Raw genomic sequence first — 24159 nt, forward strand, 5'->3', positions numbered from 1 at the left:
GGCCCACAGCGGCCGGTGACGACACCACTCCTTTCGTCCAATCGCCGCCGCTCTTTGTCCATGGACCGGTCCCTCACCTCGGGTGAGGGTTGCCCCATGACCGAATTCGGGCTCAGGGACAGGGAGTTGCCGCCGCGGCTCCAGGCGCGTCGACGGACGCCGATCGGCTTGATCGCGCTGGCGCTCGGCGGGTTCGGCATCGGTCTGACCGAGTTCCTGATCGCCGGGCTGCTGCCGCAGGTGGCGTCGAGTTTCGCGGTGTCCGAGGCGGCGGCGGGCTGGCTGATCTCCGGATACGCGCTGAGCGTGGCCATCGGCGCGATCGCGCTGACCGCGGCGACGACACGACTGCCCCGCAAGGGCGTACTGGTCGGCCTGGTGGCGCTGTTCGTCCTCGGCAACCTCCTCTCCGCCGTCGCGCCGAGCTACCAGGTGATGCTGCTCGGCCGGATCGTCGCGGCCCTGTGCCACGGCTCGTTCTTCGGCATCGGCTCACTGGTCGCCCGCAGTCTGGTCACCCCGGAGCGGAAGTCCCGTGCGGTGGCGGTCATGTTCGCCGGTCTGACGGTCGCGAACGTGCTGGGCGTCCCCTTCGGCGCGCTGGTCGGTGAGCGCTGGGGCTGGCGGGCCGCCTTCTGGGCGGTCACCGGGATCGGCGTCCTCGCACTGGCGGGCATCGCGACGCTCGTGCCCGAAGGCGCGGGGGAGACGGGTCCTGCGTCGACAGGGAAGAACCGCTCGCCCTCGCTGCCACCCGTCACCCTGCGGGACCAGTTCCGCGCCTTCCGCTCCTGGCAGGTCTGGCTGACCCTGACGGCCACCGCGCTCGGCTACGGCGGGATGTTCGGTGCGTTCAGCTACATCGCCTACACGTTCACCGAGGTCGGCGGCTTCTCACCGTCGGACGTCGCCTGGCTGCTGATGGTGTACGGAGCAGGCCTGGTCGTCGGCAACGTCATCGGCGGGAGAGCGGCCGACCACGACCGCGACCGCGCCCTGATCCTGGCCCTGCTCGGCCTCACGGTCACGTTGACCTTGTTCGGCCTGCTGGCGGACAGTGCCACGGCGTCGGTGATCCTGGTGTTCCTGATGGGGCTGTTCGGTTTCGCCGCGGTCCCAGGGATGATCACACGCGTCACCGACCACGCCCATGGCGCGGCCCTGGCAGCCAGCGCGAACGTCTCGGCGTCCAATGTCGGCAACGCCCTGGGGGCTTGGCTCGGGGGCTTGGCCATTGCGGCGGGGCTGGGCTATGCGGCGCCGCTGTATGTGGGCGCCGGCATTGTGCTGGTCTCCGTTGTCGTCATGGGAGTGGCTGCGTACCTGGTGAGGTCGCCGGTGGCGGACTCATGACCTGCGGACATGCTGGCGGCCCGGACCTGCGGCTGCGGGGTTGCGCACGGTGCCGGGGCGCGCCGGCATCCTGGTCGACCTTCAGGCGAGCACTGGTGTCGCGGTCCGCTCGACGGCAGGCGACCGTTGCGAGCGCCAGGCCAGGATGATCATGACCGCCGGGATGAGCGTGTCGTACACCAGAACTCCTCCGGTGTTGCCCGGGGCGTGGTCACCCTGGGCGAACCACTGGTAGAGGTGACCGATCACCGCGCCCCAGAGGAACATTCCGGCCCCCAGTCCGATGGTGATGCGTTCCCTGGCCGAGGCCGAGGGGGAAGCGGCGCGAAAGCCCATGACGGCGAGCCCGAGGTTGGCGAAGGCGATCTCGAACTCGAACGGCGTGCGGTCGAAGCCGATCGCGGTGGCCATCGTGTCCGGGATCGTGACGAACGAGATGGTCATCCACAGGCTTCCGCACCCCAGCGCGGCGATCGCCCACCACCGCTGCCAGGTTTCCAGCCTGGCTCGGCCGGAGGTGCTGTGCCGGGTGCGGATCAGTGCGCCGATGACGGCCACCAACAGCCAGGTCATGGGGAATGCGGACTGTGCGAGGTACGAGATCGTGTCCATGCCTTCGAGTCTTGCATGGTTAATATTAACAACGCAACATTGAGGTACGCTGCTCTCATGGACGACGGACTCTCAGATCTGCTGCACCGGGTGGTCTCTCAGTTGGGCGATCTCGCCCGCCGGTATGCCGACCCGGAAGGTGACCTCACCTATAGCCAGATCAGGCTGCTGGGTGCGCTGGAAGACGTGGAACCGGCGACACAGCATCGGCTCGCGCAGGCTCTGGGTGTCTCCGATCCGGCGATCAGCCGGGCCCTGCGACCGCTGGAGGAGGACGGACTGGTCCGCGTCACCCGCGACCCGCTGCACGCACGGCGTCGCCTCGTCGAACTCACCGCCACCGGCCGGGACGCCTACCATGCCGGCGGAAAACCCCTCGCCGAGACCCTCCGGCGCGGCTTGCAGGAGCAGGACTTCCCCTACGACCGATATCTCGCCGACACTCTCAGACTGGCCGAGATCCTCGAAACCGCACGAGCGGCCCGCCCCTGAGCCCAGGCTCGCGCTGTAGGACGCTACCTCGCTCAAAGCGCGCCCCAGAAACCGCAGTGATGCCGAACCCCCGCCGTGCCGGTAGGAACCACGTGATCCGGTGCCAGCGACAGCACCGTCCCTCGGGGCCAGCGCGGCGACGCCGGACCGTTCGGGTCGGCGGTGCCGGCGAATCGCGTCCAGTAGTCGATCATCGTGTCGGCCAGCCGGTGCTGTGCGGGCGTGAGGTCGCGGGCGCGGCCGCCCAGGTCGAAGAGGTAAGGAAGCTCGCTCGCGTGCGGTGCGCCGAGTGGGAACGGTGGTGTGCCCGAGGTGAGCGGCGGAGCGTGCTCGTCGGCGAACTCGTAGCGCCAGGTGGGCACTTGGGTGGAGAGCAGGGCGTCGGTGCGTGCCGTCGGGCAGGCGAAGTTCGCGTCTCCGATGACCGCGCCGAAGACCGGGCCCCCGTCGGTGCGGTGCACCGGGTATTCGTGGACGATCGCCTTCGCCTGGCCCGGGGAGGGGAAGAACGCGGACACGACGTCGGGCCAGGTGGCGGGGGTGACGGGGTTGCCGGCCTGGATGATGCCGGCGGCCCAGCCGTTGCCCTCGTCGTGGTTGTTGCCGATGAGGACGGGGACGTGGTGGAAGCGGTCGGCCGAGATCGCCGCCCCGGGGTCGCTGGGCAGCAACGGCGTTGCATAGGCGGGCTGTTGGTCGGTGTCCTGGGCCGCGAGCAGGCGCGGGACCGGCACCCGGCGCAGGCAGGACAGCACGTCACGCGCGGAGCCGCAGCCGAGCTTCGCAGCGAGGTCCGCGCCCGTGGCGCGCGCCGTGGACAAGGGGACCGAGGACGGCGCGAACGGGCGGTCCGGACTGCCGGTGCACGGGCCGCTCTCGATGATCGCTCGGTCGAAGAGTCCCGCGGCGGCCGGTGAGGCGAGCTGCGCGCACACGCTGTAGCCGCCCGCCGACTCGCCGGCCAGCGTCACGTTGTGCGCGTCGCCGCCGAACGCGCCGATCTCGGCACGGACCCACCGCAGCGCCGCCTGCTGATCGGCGAGGCCGAAGGTGCCCGAGCCGGGCAGTCCGCCCTGTGCGAGGAAACCGAGGGCTCCGAGGCGGTAGTTGACGGTGACGACCACGACGTCACCGCGGGTCGCCATGCGGTGGGCGTCGTACGAACTGCCCGCTCCCGTGGTGAAGCCGCCGCCGTGCAGCCATACGATCACCGGCCGGGGGCGTGCCGGGTCCGCGCCGTCGGGCGTGGTGACGTTCAGGTGGAGACAGTCCTCGTCGATGCTGCCGCCGGGCACCTCGCCGGCCGGCTGCGGACAGGCGCTCGCGGGCTCGGTCGCGTCCCGTACCCCGGACCAGGGGAGCGTGCGGTGGGGTTGTGCCCAGCGCAGTCCGCGCACCGGGGGAGCCGCGTAGGGGATGCCCTCGAAGGTGCGGTAGTCGGCGTGGGCGGTACCCCGCAGCACGCCGTCGTGGATATGCACCGTCGTGCCGACAGGCAGGGTCGGCTGGGTCGGCGGCACCGCGGACCAGGCTGTCGCGAGTACCGCGGTCAGGGCACAGCCCAGAGTGGTCAGGACGCGCTGCATGGTCATCGTCTCCCCATCGGGTCAGCTGCCGCCCATGCCGCCCTGCGCGGCGATCATGGTCGTCGGCAGGGCGCGTACGGTCTTCTCCAGACCGGGTCCGCCGAGGGCGGCGAGCCGCCCGGTGCAGGCGTCGATTCGGGCCCGGTAGGTCTTCTGGTCCTGCCGCGACACGACCGAGCGGATGCGCCCCGCCGCGGCCAGCGCCAGCAGCGCGGCGTCGGTGACGGGGACCTCCCGCGCGGGACCGTCCCCGTGCAGCGCCGCCGACACGCGGGCGCGGAGCGCGGTGGGCACGGCGTGATCCGTCACGGTCGATCGCCGACTCCCGAAGGGGGTGCGAGGCGCCCGCACGGTGAGGAGTCCCGCCGCGGCGAGCCGGTCCTCCACCTGCGTCAGCGTCCGCTTGCGGCGGCGGCGTACGAGGTGTCGCCAGCCGTGTCCGCCGGCGGCGTCGCGCAGCACGCCGTCCAGGACCGGGTCGCCGATCGGTTCCGTGCCGGACACGGTCACCGTGCCGCCCGTCTCCCGCAGCCGACCGCGCGACGCGAGGTCGACCAGGGCGGCGGCCCGGAGCAGCAGTTCCGTGCGGGAACGGTCGTAGGGGCCGCTCGCCCCCTCGTCGTGGGCGAGCAGATACATGAGGCAGGGCAGGTCGTCGATCACACCTCGACGCTAGGGCCGGACGCCCCGGCGACGGATCGGCCGGGGGAACGGCCCGGTACTGGGAGCACAGGAGGACGGCGGCCCGGTCTCCTCCTTGAGGAGGAGGCGGCGCCGTCAGGGGCGACGGGCCCGCACGAGGCCGTGGTCGTAGGCGGCGACCACGGCCTGGACGCGGTCGCGCAGGCCCAACTTCCGTAGCACCGCGGTGACATGGTTCTTGACGGTGGCCTCCGACAGCCGCAGCCGCTCGGCGATCTCCGCGTTCGACAACGCCTGCCCGATCAGCGTGAGCACCTCCCTCTCGCGCGACGAGAGGTCCCGCAGGGAGGGCGGCGGCGCCTGGTCGGGTGCGGTGCTCAGGAATCGGTCCAGAACGCGGCCCAGCACGGACGGCGCCAGCAGCGCGTCACCGCGCGCGGTCACGCGGATCGCGTCGACGAGTTCGGTGGGCCGGATGTCCTTCAGCAGGAAGCCGCTCGCCCCGGCCCGCAGCGCGGCGACCACATGCGCGTCCACGTCCCAGGTGGTCAGCACGAGCACCCTGGCCCCACTGCCCGATGCCACGATCTGCCGGGTCGCCTCGATGCCGTCCACCACGGGCATGCGTACGTCCATCAGCACCACGTCGGGCGCCAGTTCCCGCGTCAGCCGCACCGCCTCGCGGCCGTCGGACGCCTCACCGACCACCTCAAGGTCCTCCCGCGCGTCGATGATCATGCGGAATCCGGTACGGACCAGCACCTGGTCGTCGGCCACCACCACGCGCAACCTCACCGCGCCCCCTCCACCGGCAGCCGCGCCGCCACCTCGAAGCCGCCCCCGGGCAGCGAACCGGCACGCAGGCTGCCGCCCACCAGCCGCGCGCGCTCCTTCATCCCCACCAGACCCCGCCCCTCGCCCGCCGCAGCCGAACTCCCTTGCTGCACACGCCCGTTGTCCACCACCGTGACCTTCACGCACTCCCTCTCCGCCGTCACGCGCACGCTCACCTCGTCCGCGTCGGCCGCGTGGCGCAGCGTGTTGGTGAGCGCTTCCTGGACGATCCGGTACGCCGCGAGATCCACCGCGGCCGGCAGGCTGTCGGTGGCGCCCTCGCGCCGGACGCTTACGGTCATCCCGGTCGCGCGCACTGTGTCGACGAGCTCGTCCAGCCGTGCGAGCGAGGGCCCCGGCTCGCGCTGCTCCTCGGCCCTGTCGTGCGCCGCGTCGGGGCCGAACGCGCGCAGCAGCAGGCGCAGTTCGCCCAGTGCCGACCGGGCGCCCGTCTCGATGGCGCGCAGCGACTGCCGGGCCTGCTCGGGCTGCTGGGTGAACACGTCGTCGGCGGCGCCCGCCTGAATGACCATCACCGACAGCGTGTGCGCCACGACGTCGTGCACCTCACGCGCGATGCGCGCACGTTCCTCCACCACGGCCCGGTGCAACTCGGCTCTGATCCTTGCCTGTTGTGCTCTTCGCCACTGCCCCGCGGTCCACGCCAGAGCCACCGCCAGCAGATAGACCGACAGCCCCGCGCCGCCGCCCGCCCCGAACGCCAGCGGCGCGGGCAGACACATCGCCGCGAGTGCCCGTACCGACACCTGCCGCGACCTGGTGGCCGACAGCACGCACAACGTGACCTGTGCCGCGAGCAGCGCCCCCGTCAAGGACACCGCGGGCAGCAGCGCCCAAACCGCGAGGCCCGTGAGCGCGTTCGCGGCCAGGACGGCGGCCGGGGCGCGCACCTGCCATCGCAGGGCGCAGACCTGGACGAGGACCAGCGCCAGGGCCGCGGGCAGCCGTCCGCCGTGCTCAGCGCCGACGACGAGCACCGAGGTGCCCAGGACGGAGAGCACCAGGCCGGCGGAGCCCCACCACAGCGTCCGGGCCGCGCGCGGTGACAGCTCGCCCCGCGCCTCACCTGCGAACGCGTCGTCGGACTGGCCACGGCTACGATCCACGCCTCCGAGCCTATCGAGGCGGAGCGCGCTGTTCAGCGGGGTGAGCCGTTCAGGGGACCACCGTGTGTACGACGGCCGGCGAGTCTGTCGGGCACGCTCAGCGGATCCCCGCCAGATGGTCGGCCAGGATCGAGGTCACCGACAGCACGGTGTCGAAGTTCGGCGTGAGCCGGGTCTTCGTCAGCGCGAAGGCGACACCCCGCGCGGGGTCGGCGTAGGCATAACTCCCGCCTCCGCCGGGCCATCCGAAGGCTACGGAGTTCTCCTCGACGGGTGCGCCGATTCTGCCGATCGGGAACCCCAGCGCCATCCGCGCCGGAGTGCCGAAAACCTGGTCCGTGCCCTCGAAGGCGAGCCCGGCCAGTTCCGCCAACCGTGCGGAGTCCACGAGTTCGCCCTGCAGAAGGGCGTCGAACATCGCGGCAAGGCCGTGCGCGGTGGCGGTGCCCACCGACGGGATGTCGGCGCCCAGGATCTCGTCCCTGTTGCCGAAATCGGCACTCGGCCGGCTTTCCCACGGCGCGAGGATCGCATCCCCGTTCTCCGGGTCGGCGGGCGCGTCTCCCGGGTCGGCGGGCCACTCGCCCGCCTGCTGCTCCAGGCGCGCCAGCCCCGGCAGCGCCTCCTTCGGAGCACCGAAGTAGATCTGCCCCTCGATACCGAGCGGCCCGGTGATCCACTCCCGCAGCAGTTCGTGCGCGGTCCGGCCGGTCGCGCGGCGGGCCAGCTCACCGACGAGAAAGCCGAAGGTGTACGAGTGATAGGCCATAGTCTCGCCCGGGCGCCAGCGCGGCTCGGCGGCGGCCAGCGAGTCACACACCCGGGACCAGTCGGGCAGCTCGGCAGGGGTGATCTCGCGCGGCATGGCCGGCAGTCCGACCGTATGGGTCAGCACGTGCCGGAGCGTCGCCGTGTCCTTGCCGTGCGCGCCGAACTCGGGCCAGAGGTCGGTGACCGGGCTGTCGTAATCGACGAATCCCCGCGCCACGAGCAGATGCGCGAGCGTGGCCGCGACGTTCTTGACCGTGGAGAAGCTGAAGATCGGCGTGCCGGAGGTGATCGGTCGCCCGGTGGCCGAGTCCGCCGCGCCGGCCACCGCGTCGACGATCAGCTCGCCGCGTTGGTGGACGGCGACCTGCACGCCTGTCTCCGTGCCGGTATCGACCAGCACATCGAGATGACGCTGAATCCGTTCCTGCAGCTCACTCATCGCCGTCCTCGTCGCTTCCCCGACCGGGCGGAGGAACCGAACCACCGCTCCGGCCTGTGCGGTGTCCTCCCGCCCACCATGCCAAATCGGCCGCCGCGGCGCCGGAGGACTGCCATCCCGATGGTCCGGGCCGAAAACCGGATCGGTAGCGTGCCGATCATGGCGGACTGGAGCATGCGACCGGCGCAGGAGTCGGACGTCGAGACGGTGGCCGAGTTGCGTGCGGTGGTGATGCGGCCGGACCTGGAGCGACTCGGGCGGTACGACGAGCATCGTGTACGGCAGCGATTCCGCGATGCCTTCGACCCTGACCACACGTGGATGATCGAGGTGGCCGGCGCCTTCGCCGGCTGCGTGGCCCTGCGCCCGGCCGAGGACGCCCACTGGCTGGAGCACTTCTGTCTCGCCCCGCATCTCCAGGGCAGCGGCATCGGTTCGGGAGTGATCAGCGAACTGCTGGAGCGGGCCGACCGCGACGGCGTCCTGGTCCGACTGAACGTCCTCCAAGGCAGTCCCGCACGGCGGCTGTACGAGCGCCACGGATTCACCGTCGAGACCGAGGACCCGGTGGACGTGTTCATGCTGCGCAGGCCGCCGGAGCGAGGAGTCGCTACCGTGCGGCCATGACCGACGACCGATCCGAAGAAACTCGGCCGGCGATGTCGAGAACCCCCGCCCGGCTCCGTCCCCGCGGTGAACGCGACCACAATGGGGCGTACGAGGACCGAGGAGAACCACGATGGCCAAGTACCTGCTGCTGAAGCACTACCGAGGCGCCCCGGCACCGGTCAACGACGTGCCCATGGACCAGTGGACGCCCGAGGAGATCTCGGCGCACGTGCAGTACATGAGCGACTTCGCGGCCCGGCTGGAGAAGAGCGGCGAACTCGTCGACAGCCAGGCGCTGTCGCCCGAGGGGACCTTCGTCCAGTACGGCGGTGAGGGGCGCCCGCCGGTCACCGACGGGCCGTTCGCGGAGACCAAGGACCTCATCGCCGGCTGGATGGTCATCGACGTGGACACCTATGAGCGTGCCGTCGAGCTGGCGGGGGAGCTGTCGGCAGCCCCCGGGGCCGGTGGCGAGCCGATCCACGAGTGGCTGGAGCTGCGCCCGTTCTACAGCTCGCAGCCCACGGCCGTCGATTGCCCTTGGAAGTGAACGAGGCCCTGCTCCGGGGCCTCACCCCGAACGTGCTCGGTGTCCTCGTCCGTCGTGGAGCCGATTTCGCGGCGGCCGAGGACGCCGTGCAGGACGCGCTCATCGAGGCGGTCCGGGTGTGGCCCGCCGACCCGCCGCGCGACCCGAAGGGCTGGCTGGTCACGGTCGCCTGGCGCAAGTTCCTCGACGCGACGCGCGCGGAGACCGCCCGCCGTCGGCGCGAGGACCTCGTCGAGGAGGAACCGGTGCCCGGGCCCGCCCCGGCCACGGACGACACGCTCCAGCTCTACTTCCTGTGCGCCCATCCCTCGCTGACCCCGTCGTCGGCGGTCGCGCTCACCCTGCGTGCCGTCGGCGGGCTCACCACCCGGCAGATCGCCGAGGCCTACCTGGTGCCGGAGGCGACGATGGCCCAGCGCATCAGCCGGGCCAAGCGCACCGTGTCCGGCGTGCGCTTCGACCAGCCCGGTGACGTTGCCACCGTGCTGCGCGTCCTCTACCTGGTCTTCAACGAGGGCTACTCCGGCGACGTCGACCTCGCCGCCGAGGCCATCCGTCTCACCCGGCAACTCGCCGCCGTGATCGACCATCCCGAGGTGTCGGGCCTGCTCGCCCTCATGCTGCTCCACCACGCCCGGCGCACCGCGCGGACCGCACCCGACGGCAGCCTCGTGCCGCTCGCAGAGCAGGACCGAAGTCGCTGGGACACCAAGGTGATCGCCGAGGGCGTCGAGATCCTTCAACGGGCCCTCGCCCGCGACCGGTTGGGCGAGTTCCAGGCCCAGGCGGCCATCGCCGCCCTCCACGCCGACGCGCCCACCGCGGAGGAGACCGACTGGGTGCAGATCGTCGAGTGGTACGACGAACTCGCCCGCCTGACCGACAATCCGGTCGTCCGGCTCAACCGCGCGGTCGCCGTCGGTGAGGCCGACGGCCCGCGCGCAGGCCTGGCCGCCCTCGCGGCACTGGACGACTCACTGCCCCGCCACACCGCGGTGGCCGCCCACCTCCACGAGCGCGACGGCGACCTGGAGTTGGCGGCACGCCTGTACGCCGAGGCGGCCCACAAGGCACCCAACCTCGCCGAACGCGCCCACCTCACGCGCCAGGCCGCCCGGCTCAACTCCCGTCGCACTCAGTGACCGCGGCGCCCCCGCACTCGCAGCAGGCCCGCTGATCCATTCGGATTGCCGTTACCCTGCCGCAGGGGGTGGTCAAGTGGCCGACATCGCAGGGGAGTTGGGTGAGGCTCCTTCGCCGGAGTCCACGACTGTCGTCGTGATCGGCGCCGGGCCGGCCGGGCTGACCGTCGGCAACCTGTTGCGGCGCAGCGGCATCGACTGTGTCGTCCTGGAGCGCCAGACCCGCGACCACGTGGCGCAGCGCCAGCGTGCGGGCATCGTCGAGACGCGCGCGGTGCGGATGTTCGACGCCTGGGGGCTGGCCGACCGGGTCCTCGGCGGATTCCCGTCCGAAGGGATCCTCGAGTTCCGGGTGGACGGGGAGAGCCACCTGGTCTCCGACAGCGACGGGTCCGAAGGTCCCGGAGCCCGTATCTGCCCCCAGCAGGTCCTGGTCCAGAAGCTCACCGACACCTACCTCGCCGACGGCGGCGACCTGCGCTTCGAGGCCGCCGACATCTCCCTGCACGACCTGACCGGCGAGCGCCCGACGGTCCGGTACCGCACGGCCGACGGCGGCCTTCGGGCCATCACGTGTGACTTCGTCGCCGGTTGCGACGGGGACCACGGCATCAGCCGTACCGCAGTCCCTGAGGGCGTCCTCACCGCGCACGCCCTCGACCACGGCATCGGCTGGCTGACCGTTCTCGCCGACGCGCTGCCCCCGAGGTATCCGCTTCTGGCCGTCAGCGCGCAGGGCTTCGCCGCGCACTTCCCCCGAGGTCCGTACACCAGCCGCTACTACCTCCAGTGCCCGCCCGACGACGACCCCGCCGCCTGGTCCGACGATCGGGTCTGGGACGCCCTGCGCACCCGGCTCGGCGACCCCGCCCTCGGCTCCGGGCCGATCACCGACCGGGAGATCTTCCGGCTCCGCAGCCTGGTCCACGACCCCATGCAGTACGGCCGCCTCTTCCTCGTCGGCGACGCGGCGCACATCGTCTCCCCGATGGGCGGCAAGGGGATGAACCTCGCGCTCTACGACGCCGACGTCTTCGCGCGAGCGGTGGCGGACTTCGTTCGGGACGGCGACGAGAGCGCACTGCGGACGTACTCGGAGCGCTGTCTGCGGCGGGTCTGGAACGACCAGGAGTTCTCGCACTGGCTGACCCGGACCGTCCACGACGCCGGCGACGACACGCACTCCGGGCCCTTCGAGCGGAACCTGGCCCGGGCCCGGCTCGACCGGCTGTTCACCTCTTCCGTCGCCGCTCGGTCCTTCGCGGAACTCATGACGGGAATGTACTGAGCGCCTGACGGCGAACGGCGCTTGTTCGTTCCGTAGTCGAATGCCTGTTCCGTAGCAGATGCCGATCCGGCGGAGATTTCGTGAAAGCCGGAGGTCTGCCCCGCCACAGACGGTGCATTCCGACTACACATGTCATGGCCCTGCTTAACGACATCTCACGGGGGACTCACAGATGAAGCGTTTGCGCAGAACACAGCTGCTCGGCCTCGGCGTCATGGCGCTGATGCTCGGCCTGGTCGCCGCTCCCACCGCACAGGCGGCACCGGGACAGGCGGCCGCCGCCCCCGCGGCCGTCGAGTGCAGCGGCAGCTGGGACGGCAAGACGTACTGGGCCAAGAGCCCGTCGGGAAGCAACGGCGGCGGCTACGCCCGCACGTACTGGAACGCCTCGACCAAGCACAACTGCGCCAAGTTCTGGTCCAGCCCCTATGACGGCCTGGCCTCGAACATCACGCTCTACCTCTTCGACGAGAGCGGCGACTACGCCGCCGACCCGCCCCCCGAGCACCCGGCGAACTACCACTACTACGCGGGCCCGGTCTACACGTGGTTCGACGCCACCAACAAGTGCATCCGCCTGGGCGGTTCGCTGACCCGGGGCGGGGTGAAGTACACCCTCAGCACCGGGAACATCCGCTGCTGACGCGCTGACTCGTCTCACACGCCCTTGCGGATGTCGTCGTGGCGTGCGGCGAACCGCAGCCTGCCGTCCGTGACTTGGTACAGGAACAGGCCGCCGTCCTTGTCGGTCTTGAGGAACTGGGACTGGCTGTCGTACGCGAACAGGCGGGTGATGCCCTGCCAGGGTCTGCGCAGGAGTTCGGCGCGCAGCGATTCGCGCTTGCCTCCCTGAGCGGTGAGCCCCTGGGCGGCGTAGCGGACGGCGTCGTACGCCTCGGCGGCCCACGGCGGTGGTGCGGTGCGGTAGCGGGCGCGGAAGGCGGTGGCGAAGGACCGGGTGGCGGGATCCGCGGCCGCGTCGCAGTAGCCCGTGCTGATCCACCAGCCATCTCCCGCCTTGAGGAAGGAAGTTGAGAGGATGTGTTCGTCGGCGCCCCGGACGCCTCGGTAGCCCGCGGCGTTCAGGGCCCGGGCGCAGGCGGCGGCGCGGGCCGGGGTGGCACCGGCGAAGATCATGGCGTCGTACGAGCCGGAGGCGACGTCCTGGGCGGCGGCGGTGAAGTCGTCGGCGGCGGCCACGTCCAACTGGTCGACCTTGCCGTCGAGTTTGCCGTACACGGTGACCACGCGGACGATGGGGAGGGTCTCCTCGTCGTCGGTGAGGTCGTGGACGACGACGCTGCGGGTGGGCTTGACGACCCGGTTGAGATAGCGCACCACGGAGCCCGGACCGACGGTGCGGGTGGAGCGCAGGACGAGCGTGCTGGTCGTGTTGGCGGCGAGGACGTCGGTGTCGGCGCGGGTCACCAGCAGGCACAACCCGGCCTCGGTGCACACCGGTACGGCGGCGGGCACGGCCGCACTGCCGCCCGCGGCGATCACGGCGTACACGTCCGTGTCGGCGACGAACCGAGCCGCGCCGGCGGCGGAACCGGCCGCCGTACCCCCGTCGTCGACGGAACGCAGCGCCAGATCGAAGGCCCGGTCGGCGCGCGCGTTGTGCTGGGCCACCGCGAGCTGCGCCCCGCGCTGCTGGGACCGGACCTCGGCACTCGACAGGTCGCCCAACAGGCCGATCACGCGACGCGGCAGGGTGGGCTTCCCGGCGCCGGTCGGGGTACCGGACCGCCCCCAGCGCCACCAGGCCGAGCCGCCGCCGACCGCACTGACGCCGATCGCGGCCGACGCGACGAGCAGCCGCCGGCGGGACGGCCAGGGGACGGCGGTGGGAGGGGAGTCGGCGAAGGACAGGGCGGTGGGTTCGGGCACCGGCAGGTCGAGGACGGTCGCGGCGCGGTCCGCGACCAGTGCGGGCAGCCCGGCCGGCAGCCAGGAGTGCGTGCTGAACTCGCCGAAGATCGCCCGCAGTTGGGCCACCGTGGGCCGCGCGGACGGATCCTTCGCCAGACAGGCCCGCAGGGTCGCGTCGAGTTCGTCGGGGAGTCCGGTCAGGTCCGGCTCCTCGTTCACGGTCCGGTACAGCACGGCCGCGGCGCCCCCGGTGCCGAACGGGGCCCGCCCGGTGGCGGTTCGGGCCAGCACGCAGCCCAGGGAGAAGACGTCACTCGGCGATCCGACCGCCGTACCGCGTGCCTGTTCGGGGGAGAGATAGCCGGGGGAGCCGATCACCGAGCCGTCCGTGGTGAGGGCCGTCGCCCCCACGGCCCGGGCGATCCCGAAGTCGATCAGCCGGGGCCCGTCGGCGGCCAGCAGGACGTTCGCCGGCTTCACGTCACGATGGACGAGCCCGGCCCGGTGCACGTCGTCCAGCGCCGCGGCGAGTGCGGCGCCGAGGGTGCGGACCTGCGCCGACGGCCAGGGGCCGCGCAGCGCGAGCGCGTCGGAGAGCGGCAGGCCCGGCACGTAGGCGGTGGCGAGCCACGGTGAACGGGCGTCCGCGTCCGCCGTGAGGACGGGCACCGTCCACCGGCTCGACAGGCGGGACGCCAGCTCCGTCTCGCGGCGGAACCGCGCCAGGAAGCCGGGGTCCTCGGCGTACTCCTCGCGGATCACCTTCAGCGCGACCCAGGCACCGTGCGGCGAGCGTGCCAGATAGACCACGCCCATGCCGCCGGCCCCGAGCCGCCCCACGAGCCGGTGCCCACCGACGGACGACGGGTCGGCGGGCAGCAGCCGCTCCAAGACCCCTACTCCTGCTTCGGGATGACCGGCCCCAGCTGCTGGAAGCGCCCGTCATGCACCTGGTGGACGTAGATCTCGGAACCCATCTGCTGGTAGGTGGTGTCGTACTGATTGAAGTCGTTGAAGGTGTACGTGTGCGAGATGCCTTTGTAGGTGACCTTGCGCAGCCGCTTCGCGAGCGCGAGCCGGTCCGGGCGCCCACCTCCGGAGGGCAGGGTACGGGTGAACTCCCGCACCATCATGCGGACGCTGTCGTAGGCCTCCGTACCGTACGGATCCGGTGCGTCGCCGAACCGCTTGCGCCAGGCGGCGGTGAAGCGTTCGGCCTCCTTGGTCTTGAGTGCCGTGGGGTCGACGATGGACGACACGAGGTACCAGCCCTCGCCCGCGGTCCCCGCCTGCTTCGGGAAGTCGCTCCCGTACAGGACGTGCGACATCCACCGCGCACCCGTGAAGCCGGTCGCGGCGACCTGCCGTGCCGCGCGGACCGTCGCGTCCAGCGGTCCGAAGTACGCGAAGTCGTCGACGTCCTGCGCGAGTACGTAACTCACGGCGCCCGGCGCGTCGTTGGAGTCCTCGGCGACGATCCGCGGCACCACCTGTCCTTTGAGGGAGTCCCGCCACTGGACGGCCAGGATGCTGCCCTGGTCGTGCATGACGGAGCCGCCGGACCGGTCGATGACGACGCCGAGCCGGCGGCCGCTCTTGCCGGAGATGAGCGCTTGCAGCGCGACCCCGGTGCCCTCGGCCTGCTCGCCCGCGGCGGTCTGGAAGGAGACGGTCGGGGACCAGACGTAGAAGTCGTTCTGCCCGGTCGCGCTGGAGACGTGGGTCAGCTTCGCCGCTCCGTAGACGCGCGAGGCGGCGCGCATGGTCAGTTCGGTGACCGGCCCGAGCACCGCCATGACGTCGTTGTCCGCGGCGAATTCGTGGGCGACGGAGGTGGCCTTGTCGAGGTCGCCGCGGTCGTCGAGCACCCGCACGCGCAGGTCGAAGGCGCGGCCGGCGGTGGCGTTGTGCTCGGCGACGGCGAGCCGCGCGGCCCGCTCGCAGGCCCGGCTCACCTCGGCCCGGTCGCCGGTGCGGCTGACCTGCACTCCGAGGACGTACGAGGGCCGGGTGGCCGCCTTGTCCTTCTTCTCGTCGTCGCTCCCCGAGGCCCATACCGCGGCGCCGGTGCCGCCGCCCGCCAGCAGCAGCGCGCCCCCGACGACCAGCAGGCGCCGGCGGGACGGGCGCGGTGGCTGTGCCGGTTCGGGGTCGTCCACCACGGTGGGCTCGATGTCCGGCAGTGCGAGGCTCTCCGCCGAGCGGGCCGCGACGGTACGCGCGACCGGGTCGGGCAGCCAGGCGGAGGGCGACTCGGGGACGTCCGCGGCGAGCCGCGCCCGCAACTCCTCGGGACTGGGCCGGAGTTCGGGGTCCTTGCTCAGACAGGCGCCCAGTGCCTCCCTCAACTCGCCGGTCACGCCGTCGAGATCGGGTTCGTCGTGGACGGTGCGGTACAGCAGCGCGTCCGGGGTGCCCGTGCCGAACGGGGGTCGCCCGGTGGTGGCGTAGGCCAGTACGCAGCCCAGCGCGAAGACGTCGCTCGCGGGTGAGGCGTCCTCGCCGCGCGCCTGTTCCGGGGCGAGGAAACCCGGGGTGCCGACCACCACGCCCGAGGCGGTCAGAGCGGTGTCGTCGGTGGCCCGGGCGATGCCGAAGTCGATCAGGCGGGGGCCGTTCACGGCCAGCAGGACGTTGCCCGGCTTGACGTCACGGTGGATCAGTCCCGCCGCGTGCACGGCGGCCAGCGCCTCACCGAGGAGCGAGCCCAGCACGCGTACGGCGGACTCGGGCAGCGGTCCGTGCTCGCCGACCGCCTCCGCGAGGGAGGGCCCGGCGACGAAACCGGTCGCCAGCCATGGATCGTGGGCGGTGGCGTCCGCGCCGAGCACGGGAACCACCCAGGGGTTGTCGACGCGGCCCGCGAGGTCCGCCTCCCGCGCGAACCGGGCGCGGAAGCCGTCGTCGGCCGCGCTCTCCGCCCGGATCACCTTCACGGCGGCCAGCGCCCCCGCCTCGGAGCGGCCCAGATAGACCACCCCCATGCCGCCGGCGCCCAGCCGGCGCAGCAGTCTGAAACCGCCGACCGCGGACGGGTCGGACGGACGCAGCGGCTCACTCATCGTCCGATCCCTTCGCCTCGGCGGACGCGCCGGGGCCGGCCCCGTCCTCGCTCCTGCCGATCCGGTCCACGTCGGCCGTCACGAAGTCGACGCCCCCCAACGCCGCCTGGGTCACCGCCACTTGCTGCTCCTCCGTGGTGCCGGCGGCGTGTCGCACGGTCGCGGCCACCGTCACCGGGCCGAGCCGGTGCTTGTACCAGTCGAAGCGCCGCGCCTTCGGGTCGCCGTCCACGACGTAGTGCCCGTACTCGGTGACGTCGTCGTCCGACGTGCCCGTCCGCTGCTCGATGTACGGATCGCCCCGCGAGGTCATGTCCTGGACCACGTCCGTCGCGTTCAGCCGCTGCTGCGGGCAGCGCAGCGGCTCCTCCAGGGACATCGCCATGTCCCGGCGGGCCTGGAGCGTGGAGGTGTGCACGGTCACGGTGAGGGACACGTACACCGCGCCCTTGCCGTCCGTGCCCGGTCGTACGAAGGAGCGGGTGAGGCTCGCGAGGACCGTGTCCGGGATCGCCTCGCGCCGCCACAGACAGTCCTGGCCCAGCACCGCCCAGGAGAAGGGACCGGCCTCGTACGGGTCACGCTTGCGGTAGCCGGAACCGAAGTAGTCCGGGCGCACGGTCACGTCACGGACGAAGGCCTCCGCCTCGGCGCGGGTCTTCGGCGCGTCGGCCTCGGCGATCGTGTACGGCTCGTTGGCCGTCGTCTCCGACGGCGAAGGACTCGCGCTGTTCCCCCCGGTCGCGCTCGGATCGCTCTTCGGCGCCGCGTCCTTGTCCGCCTGTCCGTTCGTGCACCCCGCCAACAGCACAGTCGCCGCCGCCGCGGACAGGACTAATCCATGTCCTCTCACGCTCACCCCCAACGCAATCGGCCAACGGTCCCCCACCTGGGAACCGTTGGCCGAACCGTAGCGCCATGTGACGCCAACTGGGGCTGCGGGAGGCTGAGTTGAGGTAAACGGTAACCCCTTGGCCATCGCTTGGTGACACTTCGCCGGAAGTGTCAGCTGTGGGAGACGGTCAGCCCGTAGAAGGCGACGCGCGCGCCCTTGGTGGTGCTGTCGGAGGACGACTGGTTGTAGGAACCGGCCTTGAAGTACTGCTTGTACGGGAAGAACGACGACGGGATCGAGTAGTGCGTGGTGGAGCCGTTCACCGTGAGGTCGATGGTGTTCCCGCCGGAGACGGCGATGGTGTACGTCCAGGTCTTGCCGATGCCGACGTTGGTGATGGGGTGCAGGGTCTGGCCGCCGGCGGGGGAGTTCTCCGTGCCGATGAGGATGTCGCCGTTGGAGCGGTAGTAGAGCTCCATGAGCGGCTTGGTGGAGGTGCCGCCGGTGCCGAGGTGGATCTGGCCGACGCACACGTTGGACGTCACCGACACCACACGCAGGGTCGCGCTCAGCTTGTGGCTTCCGCTCAGCGACCAGTTGGCGGCGCTGCCGCTGCGGTTCATCTCCCGCAACTCGGAGCGCGCGTAGTTGGAGTTGGGGGTCGTGACGCCCTTCTCGGGCGCCCAGAAGGTCATCGCTCCGTCACGCGTGTCGGTGTAGAAGTACGAGTCCTGGAACCCGTTCGCGCCCTGGAGCCGGGCCGAGGAGATGGTGGTCGGCGAGCCCGGGGAGCCGACCGGCTCCTGGAGCTGCCATATCCCGAGGTCGAAGTTGCCGCCGGGGGCCTTGGTGGGGTCGGCGGCCCCGGCACTGCCGGTGCTCAGGACCACGAGGGTGCCGATGACGGCCGAGAGGGTCATGCCTGCCCGGACTTTGGAACGGATCATGGGCGTGCCTTTCGACGACGTGGGGGAAGAAGGCGAGCCGAGCGACGCCATGTTTCACGTACATGAACAACAAGTTCATTCATGAACCATGCGCATGCAGGAGAAGTTAAAGGTCTGAACCATACGCGTCAAGGGGTGAAACGGAGTTGGCGTCTCAACTCCGGTCCGGGGTGCGCCGACCGCACGGACCGCGCCGACCGCGCGGGCCTGGTGGGGCGGGTTCTCGTCGGCCGTTGACCGGGACGCGCCGTCGCCCCATCATCGTCACGTGCTCGACTTCGCCGCGTCGGCGGCCTTCGTGCCCGCGTTCATGGTCGTCCTCGGCCTGGCGTTCGCGTGCCTGGGCGCCTACCTCCTGTCCGCGCGGGGCGCCGCGCGGACGCGTGACCGGATCGCGGCGGAACGCCTTCGGCGGCCGGTGGCGGTCCGAGGCTCACGGGCGTGGGCGCAGGGACGCGAGGAGCGGCTCACGCGGCTCCTCGCGTTCACATGGGTGGCGGGCGGCTGTCTCTTCGCCCTCGTGGGCGTGGTCGTGCTCGCCGTCGGCTGAGCCCGGCTCAGGCGACGACTCGCGCCACCCCGGCGTAGATCCCGCTGCCCTCCGGCTCCACCGCCGAGCCCGACAGGTTCCACTCCGGCGCCGTCACCAGCCCCGGCGCGACGAGGTCGAGGCCGTCGAAGAAGCGCTCCACCTCCGGCCGGGTGCGGAAGCCGAGCTTGATGCCGCCCTTGGCGTACTCGGCGGTGACCTGTGCGGCGAGTTCCGGATACAGGTCGGACGCGGCGTGCGACAGCACCAGGTAGCTGCCCACGGGCAGCGTGGCGACCAGGTTGCGGACCAGGCCGTGGGCGTCCTGTTCGTCGGGGATGAAGTGCATCAGAGCGATCAGCGACAGGGCGATGGGACGCTCGAAGTCCAGGACGTGCCGGGCGTGTTCGACGATCAGCTCGGGCCGGCGCACATCGGCCTCGATGTAGTCGGTGGCCCCCTCGGTACGGCTGACCAGCAGGGCCTCGGCGTGCCGCAGGACGATCGGGTCGTTGTCGGCGTAGACGACCTTCGCCGTCGGCACGATCTCCTGGACGACCTGGTGGAGATTGGGCTCGGTGGGGATCCCCGTGCCGATGTCCAGGAACTGGTCGATGCCCTGCCCGGCCAGCCAGGCTGCCGCACGGTGCATGAACTGCCGGTTCTGCCGCGCCGCGTCCTTCGCCTCGGGCGGCAGCTTCTCGCCCACGGCCTCGTCCACCGGGTAGTTGTCCTTGCCGCCGAGCAGCCAGTCGTAGACCCGCGCGGGATGCGCCTTGCTGGTGTCGATCGACAGGGGCGGCTGGGGGTCGGTCGTCATGGCAACTCCATCGCGCCGGGGGGGGCGGGGCAGGTTCGATGACGATCACTCTACTGCTCGATTCCGCGGGGTAATTCCTGGGGAGACTCTGCCTTCGCGAGGGGGTGAGGGGATGTCGAGCTCCGGCGAGATGTTCGTGCTGATGATCGTCACCCAGGTCGTCGGCTGGCTCGGCCTCGGTCTTGTGGGCCTGGTGCTCCTCGGCGTCTACCGCGGCGTGCGGGCGCTGTTCCGCGCGATCACCGGCCGCCCTCGCCCGGCGGTGGAATCCGGCGAGCCCGAGGACGCGGCCGTGGAAACGGCCGAGCCCGAGGACGCCGTCCCGCCCGGATACGACCTCGACGGAAGCGGCTGAGCGACCCCGCGGCGATCTTCCGCCCGTCGACAGGCGCCGCACAGCTATCAGGTCAAGCGTCCCGGACTCTTGACTCGGAAGCCGCCCGCCCCGATCCTCAAGCCATATCTTGCGCAGGTCATGACAACCCCATGGGTTGGTCAACCGCGCCATCCCGCCGACCCAGGGACGTGGCCGTGACGCTGATCGCTCGTTCGTACCGCAGACGCAAGCACGTCACCGTGGTGTCGCTGCTGCTTCTCTTCCTGGCCATGGCCCTTGGTCCCACACCGAGTTCGGCCGCCGGCAACGACTGGTGGATCCCCACCTCACGGCCCACCCCGGACGCCCAGATCAACGTCACCGGCGAACCCTTCACCGGCACCAACTCCGCAGGCGAGGTACAGGGGTTCGTCGACGCGCACAACCACCTCTTCGGCAACGAGGCCTTCGGCGGACGGCTGATCTGCGGCAAGGTGTACTCCGAGGCCGGAGTCGCCGACGCGCTCAAGGACTGTCCCGAGCACTACCCCGACGGCACGCTCGCGATCTTCGACTACATCACCCACGGCGGCGACGGCAAGCACGACCCGGTCGGCTGGCCCACGTTCAAGGACTGGCCCACGTACGACTCGATGACCCATCAGGCCAACTACTACGCCTGGGTCGAGCGGGCCTGGCGCGGCGGGCAGCGGGTGCTGGTCAACGACCTCGTCACCAACGGCATGATCTGCTCCATCTACCCCTTCAAGGACCGCAGTTGTGACGAGATGACCTCGATCCGGCTGCAGGCGAAGCTCACTTACCAGCTCCAGGCCTACATCGACGCGCAGTACGGCGGCACCGGCAAGGGCTGGTTCCGGATCGTCACCGACAGCGCGCAGGCCCGACAGGTCATCGAGCAGGGCAAGTTGGCGGTGATCCTGGGCGTCGAGACCTCCGAGCCGTTCGGCTGCAAGCAGATCCTCGACATCGGCCAGTGCAGCAAGGCCGACATCGACAAGGGCCTCGACGAGCTGTACGCGCTCGGCGTGCGCTCGATGTTCCTGTGCCACAAGTTCGACAACGCGCTGTGCGGCGTCCGCTTCGACGAGGGCGGCCTCGGAACGGCCATCAACGTGGGGCAGTTCCTGTCCACCGGCACCTTCTGGCAGACCGAGACGTGCAAGGGACCGCAGCACGACAACCCCATCGGCACCGCAGCCTCCGAGGCCGAGGAGGACCTGCCGGCCGGCGTGGCCGTCCCCTCGTACGCCGAGAACGCCCAGTGCAACACCCGAGGGCTCACCGAACTCGGCGAGTACGCGGTGAGCGGCATGATGAAACGCAAGATGATGCTGGAGATCGACCACATGAGCGTCAAGGCCGTCGGCCAGGCGCTGGACATCTTCGAGGCGGCCTCCTACCCCGGCGTCATCTCCTCGCACAGCTGGATGGACCTCAACTGGACCGAGCGCGTCTACTCGCTCGGTGGCTTCGTCGCCCAGTACATGCACGGCTCCGAGGCGTTCGCCGCGGAGGCCGGGCGGACCGACGCGCTGCGCGACAAGTACGACGTGGGCTACGGCTTCGGCACCGACTTCAACGGCATCGGCGACCACCCCGCCCCGCGCGGCGCCGACGCCACGAACAAGGTCACGTACCCCTTCAAGAGCGTCGACGGCGGCTCGGTCATCGACAAGCAGACCACCGGCTCCCGCACCTTCGACCTCAACACCGACGGTGCCGCCCATGTCGGGCTGGTCCCCGACTGGGTCGAGGACATCCGGCTCGTCGGCGGCCAGGACGTGGTGAACGACCTGTTCCGGGGTGCCGAGACCTACCTCGGCACGTGGGGCGCGACCGAACAGCACCAGGCCTCGGTCAATCTCGCCAAGGGGGCGTCCGCCAGGGCCAGTTCGTCCGAGTCGAACCCCTTCACCAGCTACCAGCCCGGCCGGGCCGTGGACGGTGACGACGACTCGCGCTGGGCCAGCGACTGGAGCGACGACCAGTGGTGGCAGGTCGACCTGGGCTCCACCCACCTGGTCAGCAGGGTCACGCTGGACTGGGAGCGCGCGTACGGGAAGTCGTACGCCGTCGAACTCTCCAGCGACGGCACCAGCTGGCAGACCGTCTGGTCCACCACCTCGGGAGACGGCGGCCTGGACACCGCCCGCTTCACCGGCACCCCGGCCCGCTATGTGCGGGTGCACGGCCTCGACCGCGGCACCGACTGGGGATACTCGCTCTACGAAGTGGGCGTCCACAGCGCCTGAGCCACCTCACCCCACCCGAGGACACCCATGGCACGCATGCCGTCGGCCGAGCGCCGCGGACAGCTGACGGCAGCGGCGATCAGGGCGATGGCCCGGGACGGCGTCGCGAAGACGACGACCCGGTCCATCGCCGCCGAGGCGGGCGTGTCCCTGAGCGTCTTCCACTACTGCTTCGACTCCAAGCAGGCACTGATCGAGTCCGTCATCACCACCCTCACCGACGACTCGGTGCGGGTGGTGAAGCAGGCACTTCGCCCCAGGGCCACGCTCGTGGAGACCGTCCGGGCCGGCTTCGAGGCGTACTGGGACCACGTGCGCGCCCACCCCGACGCCCACATGCTCACCTACGAGCTCACCCAATACGCCCTGCGCGAGCCGGGGTTCGAGCATCTGGCCCGCAGACAGTACGAGCTGTACGGCGCCGCCTACGCCGAACTCATCGACCAGCTGCGCGACGGCATGGACCTCCAACTGGCCGTACCCGTCTCCGTGTTGGCCCGCTATCTGGCCGCCATGACCGACGGTCTGACCCTCAACTACCTTGTCCTCGGCGATGAATCGGCCTGGGCCGACATCCTGGACACGGTCACCGCGCACATCGCGGGCCTGGTGCAGGACGAGGCCCGCCGAGCCTGACCCGTAGGCCCTAAGACCCCAGGCCCGCTCAGGTGCCCGTCGTACGCAGCCAGGTGCCGACGGCGTTCAGGGCGCCCGCGCCGGAGTCGGACACCACGTCGTTCGCCAGGTCGGCGATGGAGATTGCCCTGAGGGCCTCGCGGCGGGCGGTTTCGGCGGTGGCCATGGCGCGGGAGATCGGGCAGGGCTTCGTGCAGGCCTCGGCCGGGGTGGCCATCGGACCGCGCTGACGGATCTCCGTGCACACGAAGGCGGGGCTCGGACCGTCCACGGCGTCGACCACGTCGAGGACGGTGATCAGTTCCGGGGACCGGGTGAGCGCGTAGCCCCCCGACTTGCCCTGCGTCGAGTGGACGAGTCCGGCCCGGGAGAGGGCCTGGAGCTGCTTGGCGAGGTAGGTGGGGGAGACGTCGTGCAGTTCCGCCAGGCGCGCGGCCGGCACCGGCTCGCGCACCGACGTCAGCACGACACAGCAGTGCAGCGCCCACTCGACCCCACCCGACATTTTCACGCTGATCACCTTACCCAGCCGCTTGACTCGGACACTTACTGTCCGAGTATAGTTCCGGATAGAAAATGTCCGAGTATCGCGTCGGCAAGGTGTTCCGTGCCGACCTACGGTGAGGGCATGGCGGTGCAGAAGCGACGAAAGGAACGATCATGAAGATCGCGGTTGTCGGTGGCACGGGCCTGATCGGCTCGCAGGTGGTCAGCCGGCTGAACGAGCAGGGCCACGAGGCGACGCCGCACGCCCTGTCGACGGGTGTGGACGTCATCACGGGCGCGGGTCTCGACGAAGCGCTCGCCGGCGCGGACGTGGTCGTCAACCTCACGAACTCGCCGACCTTCGACGAGGCCTCACCGGCGTTCTTCCAGACGTCGATGGACAACCTGCTGGAGGCGAGCCGCAAGGCGGGCGTCGGACACGCGGTGATCCTGTCCATCGTGGGCGTGGACGAGGTGCCCGAGCTGGACTACTACCGGGCGAAGGTTCTCCAGGAGGACCTGCTCAGGGCCGGCCGCGTGCCGTTCTCCATCGTGCGCGCCACCCAGTTCATGGAGTTCATGGGCGCGGTCATGTCCTGGACCTCGAACGACACCACCGTCCGGCTGCCCAGCACACCCATCCAGCCCATCGCCGCCGCAGACGTCGCGGCCACGGTCGCCGACGTCGCCGCGGGCGCGCCCGTGGGCGGCATCGTGAACGTCGGGGGCCCCGACGTCTTCACCCTCGACGAGGTGGGCCGGATCACCCTCGCCGCCAAGGGGGACCAGCGCAAGGTCGTCGTCGACGAGAGCGCCGGCATGTTCGGCGCCGTCAAGGGCGACGTCCTGACCGCGCCGAGCGACGCCCGCATCGCGCCGACCCACTACCGGGACTGGCTGGCGTCCTGAGCGGACGACCGGACGGGGCGACGCGA

General features: G+C 71.1%; 24 protein-coding genes. 12 read left to right on the forward strand and 12 right to left on the reverse strand.

Annotation, left to right across the window (positions count from 1 at the left end):
- Window positions 1-96 precede the first annotated feature (96 nt).
- A complete protein-coding gene (locus ACWDR3_RS31505; RefSeq protein WP_450355970.1) occupies window positions 97-1353 on the forward strand; it encodes an MFS transporter in 1257 nt (418 codons plus the stop codon).
- Between the two features lie 81 nt (window positions 1354-1434).
- Here ACWDR3_RS31505 and ACWDR3_RS31510 read toward each other — a convergent pair whose 3' ends face one another.
- Window positions 1435-1965 (reverse strand): DUF6790 family protein, encoded by a 531-nt coding sequence (locus tag ACWDR3_RS31510; RefSeq protein ID WP_450355971.1) that lies wholly within the window; start codon window positions 1963-1965, stop codon window positions 1435-1437.
- A gap of 57 nt (window positions 1966-2022) precedes the next feature.
- Here ACWDR3_RS31510 and ACWDR3_RS31515 point away from each other — a divergent pair, with 57 nt between their 5' ends.
- Window positions 2023-2457: a MarR family winged helix-turn-helix transcriptional regulator gene (locus tag ACWDR3_RS31515; RefSeq protein WP_450355972.1), complete on the forward strand. Its 435-nt coding sequence runs from the start codon at window positions 2023-2025 to the stop codon at window positions 2455-2457.
- A gap of 32 nt (window positions 2458-2489) precedes the next feature.
- Here the strand turns inward: ACWDR3_RS31515 and ACWDR3_RS31520 are convergent, their stop codons facing one another.
- The 5 genes from ACWDR3_RS31520 to ACWDR3_RS31540 form a co-directional block, all read right to left on the reverse strand.
- Window positions 2490-4049, reverse strand: a complete 1560-nt coding sequence (locus tag ACWDR3_RS31520; RefSeq protein ID WP_450355973.1) for a carboxylesterase/lipase family protein — start codon at window positions 4047-4049, stop codon at window positions 2490-2492.
- A gap of 15 nt (window positions 4050-4064) precedes the next feature.
- Entirely contained in the window at window positions 4065-4706 is a 642-nt protein-coding gene (locus tag ACWDR3_RS31525) for a GOLPH3/VPS74 family protein (protein WP_450355974.1), read from the reverse strand.
- Between the two features lie 114 nt (window positions 4707-4820).
- Entirely contained in the window at window positions 4821-5480 is a 660-nt protein-coding gene (locus ACWDR3_RS31530; RefSeq protein WP_450355975.1) for a response regulator, read from the reverse strand.
- Window positions 5477-6646, reverse strand: coding sequence for a sensor histidine kinase (locus ACWDR3_RS31535; RefSeq protein WP_450355976.1), 1170 nt, complete (start codon window positions 6644-6646; stop codon window positions 5477-5479). Before ACWDR3_RS31535 ends, ACWDR3_RS31530 begins: the two co-directional genes overlap by 4 nt.
- A gap of 97 nt (window positions 6647-6743) precedes the next feature.
- Window positions 6744-7856 carry a serine hydrolase domain-containing protein gene (locus ACWDR3_RS31540; protein ID WP_450355977.1) on the reverse strand — a complete coding sequence of 371 codons (1113 nt, stop codon included), beginning with the start codon at window positions 7854-7856 and terminating at the stop codon, window positions 6744-6746.
- A 159-nt stretch (window positions 7857-8015) separates the two neighbouring features.
- Between ACWDR3_RS31540 and ACWDR3_RS31545 the strand changes: the two genes are divergently transcribed.
- The 5 genes from ACWDR3_RS31545 (at window position 8016) to ACWDR3_RS31565 (ending at window position 12088) form a co-directional block, all read left to right on the forward strand.
- Window positions 8016-8483 (forward strand): GNAT family N-acetyltransferase, encoded by a 468-nt coding sequence (locus ACWDR3_RS31545; RefSeq protein WP_450355978.1) that lies wholly within the window; start codon window positions 8016-8018, stop codon window positions 8481-8483.
- Window positions 8484-8595: 112 nt separating this feature from the next.
- Window positions 8596-9015: a YciI family protein gene (locus ACWDR3_RS31550; protein WP_450355979.1), complete on the forward strand. Its 420-nt coding sequence runs from the start codon at window positions 8596-8598 to the stop codon at window positions 9013-9015.
- On the forward strand, window positions 9012-10157 hold the full coding sequence (locus ACWDR3_RS31555) for an RNA polymerase sigma factor (RefSeq protein WP_450356006.1): 1146 nt from the start codon (window positions 9012-9014) through the stop codon (window positions 10155-10157). Before ACWDR3_RS31550 ends, ACWDR3_RS31555 begins: the two co-directional genes overlap by 4 nt.
- Before the next feature lie 76 nt (window positions 10158-10233).
- Entirely contained in the window at window positions 10234-11445 is a 1212-nt protein-coding gene (locus tag ACWDR3_RS31560; RefSeq protein ID WP_450355980.1) for a 4-hydroxybenzoate 3-monooxygenase, read from the forward strand.
- Between the two features lie 172 nt (window positions 11446-11617).
- Window positions 11618-12088, forward strand: coding sequence for a hypothetical protein (locus ACWDR3_RS31565; protein WP_450355981.1), 471 nt, complete (start codon window positions 11618-11620; stop codon window positions 12086-12088).
- A 14-nt stretch (window positions 12089-12102) separates the two neighbouring features.
- Here ACWDR3_RS31565 and ACWDR3_RS31570 read toward each other — a convergent pair whose 3' ends face one another.
- The 4 genes from ACWDR3_RS31570 to ACWDR3_RS31585 all read right to left on the reverse strand — a co-directional run bounded on the left by ACWDR3_RS31570 (window position 12103) and on the right by ACWDR3_RS31585 (window position 18161).
- Window positions 12103-14208: a bifunctional serine/threonine-protein kinase/ABC transporter substrate-binding protein gene (locus ACWDR3_RS31570; protein WP_450355982.1), complete on the reverse strand. Its 2106-nt coding sequence runs from the start codon at window positions 14206-14208 to the stop codon at window positions 12103-12105.
- A gap of 5 nt (window positions 14209-14213) precedes the next feature.
- On the reverse strand, window positions 14214-16379 hold the full coding sequence (locus ACWDR3_RS31575; protein ID WP_450355983.1) for a bifunctional serine/threonine-protein kinase/ABC transporter substrate-binding protein: 2166 nt from the start codon (window positions 16377-16379) through the stop codon (window positions 14214-14216).
- Window positions 16372-17232 carry a hypothetical protein gene (locus ACWDR3_RS31580; RefSeq protein ID WP_450355984.1) on the reverse strand — a complete coding sequence of 287 codons (861 nt, stop codon included), beginning with the start codon at window positions 17230-17232 and terminating at the stop codon, window positions 16372-16374. The genes ACWDR3_RS31575 and ACWDR3_RS31580 overlap by 8 nt, the downstream gene beginning before the upstream one ends.
- Before the next feature lie 152 nt (window positions 17233-17384).
- Window positions 17385-18161 (reverse strand): polysaccharide lyase family 7 protein, encoded by a 777-nt coding sequence (locus tag ACWDR3_RS31585; protein WP_450355985.1) that lies wholly within the window; start codon window positions 18159-18161, stop codon window positions 17385-17387.
- Between the two features lie 268 nt (window positions 18162-18429).
- Here ACWDR3_RS31585 and ACWDR3_RS31590 point away from each other — a divergent pair, with 268 nt between their 5' ends.
- Entirely contained in the window at window positions 18430-18711 is a 282-nt protein-coding gene (locus ACWDR3_RS31590; protein WP_450355986.1) for a hypothetical protein, read from the forward strand.
- Window positions 18712-18718: 7 nt separating this feature from the next.
- Here ACWDR3_RS31590 and ACWDR3_RS31595 read toward each other — a convergent pair whose 3' ends face one another.
- The gene (locus tag ACWDR3_RS31595; RefSeq protein ID WP_450355987.1) at window positions 18719-19510 is read right to left on the reverse strand and encodes an SAM-dependent methyltransferase; all 792 of its coding nucleotides are present in this window, start codon (window positions 19508-19510) and stop codon (window positions 18719-18721) included.
- Between the two features lie 112 nt (window positions 19511-19622).
- On the opposite strand from ACWDR3_RS31595, the gene ACWDR3_RS31600 reads away from it, so the two are divergent.
- The 3 genes from ACWDR3_RS31600 (at window position 19623) to ACWDR3_RS31610 (ending at window position 22738) form a co-directional block, all read left to right on the forward strand.
- A complete protein-coding gene (locus ACWDR3_RS31600) occupies window positions 19623-19865 on the forward strand; it encodes a hypothetical protein (protein ID WP_450355988.1) in 243 nt (80 codons plus the stop codon).
- 251 nt (window positions 19866-20116) lie between these two features.
- Window positions 20117-22102 (forward strand): galactose-binding domain-containing protein, encoded by a 1986-nt coding sequence (locus ACWDR3_RS31605; RefSeq protein WP_450356007.1) that lies wholly within the window; start codon window positions 20117-20119, stop codon window positions 22100-22102.
- 27 nt (window positions 22103-22129) lie between these two features.
- Complete coding sequence (locus tag ACWDR3_RS31610) at window positions 22130-22738, forward strand: TetR/AcrR family transcriptional regulator (protein ID WP_450355989.1); 609 nt, start codon at window positions 22130-22132, stop codon at window positions 22736-22738.
- 28 nt (window positions 22739-22766) lie between these two features.
- On the opposite strand, the gene ACWDR3_RS31615 is transcribed toward ACWDR3_RS31610, so the two are convergent.
- A complete protein-coding gene (locus ACWDR3_RS31615) occupies window positions 22767-23243 on the reverse strand; it encodes an RrF2 family transcriptional regulator (protein WP_450356008.1) in 477 nt (158 codons plus the stop codon).
- 155 nt (window positions 23244-23398) lie between these two features.
- Between ACWDR3_RS31615 and ACWDR3_RS31620 the strand changes: the two genes are divergently transcribed.
- Window positions 23399-24133 (forward strand): SDR family oxidoreductase, encoded by a 735-nt coding sequence (locus tag ACWDR3_RS31620; protein ID WP_450355990.1) that lies wholly within the window; start codon window positions 23399-23401, stop codon window positions 24131-24133.
- Window positions 24134-24159 lie beyond the last annotated feature (26 nt).

The organism is Streptomyces sp. NPDC001002 (genome assembly GCF_053599215.1).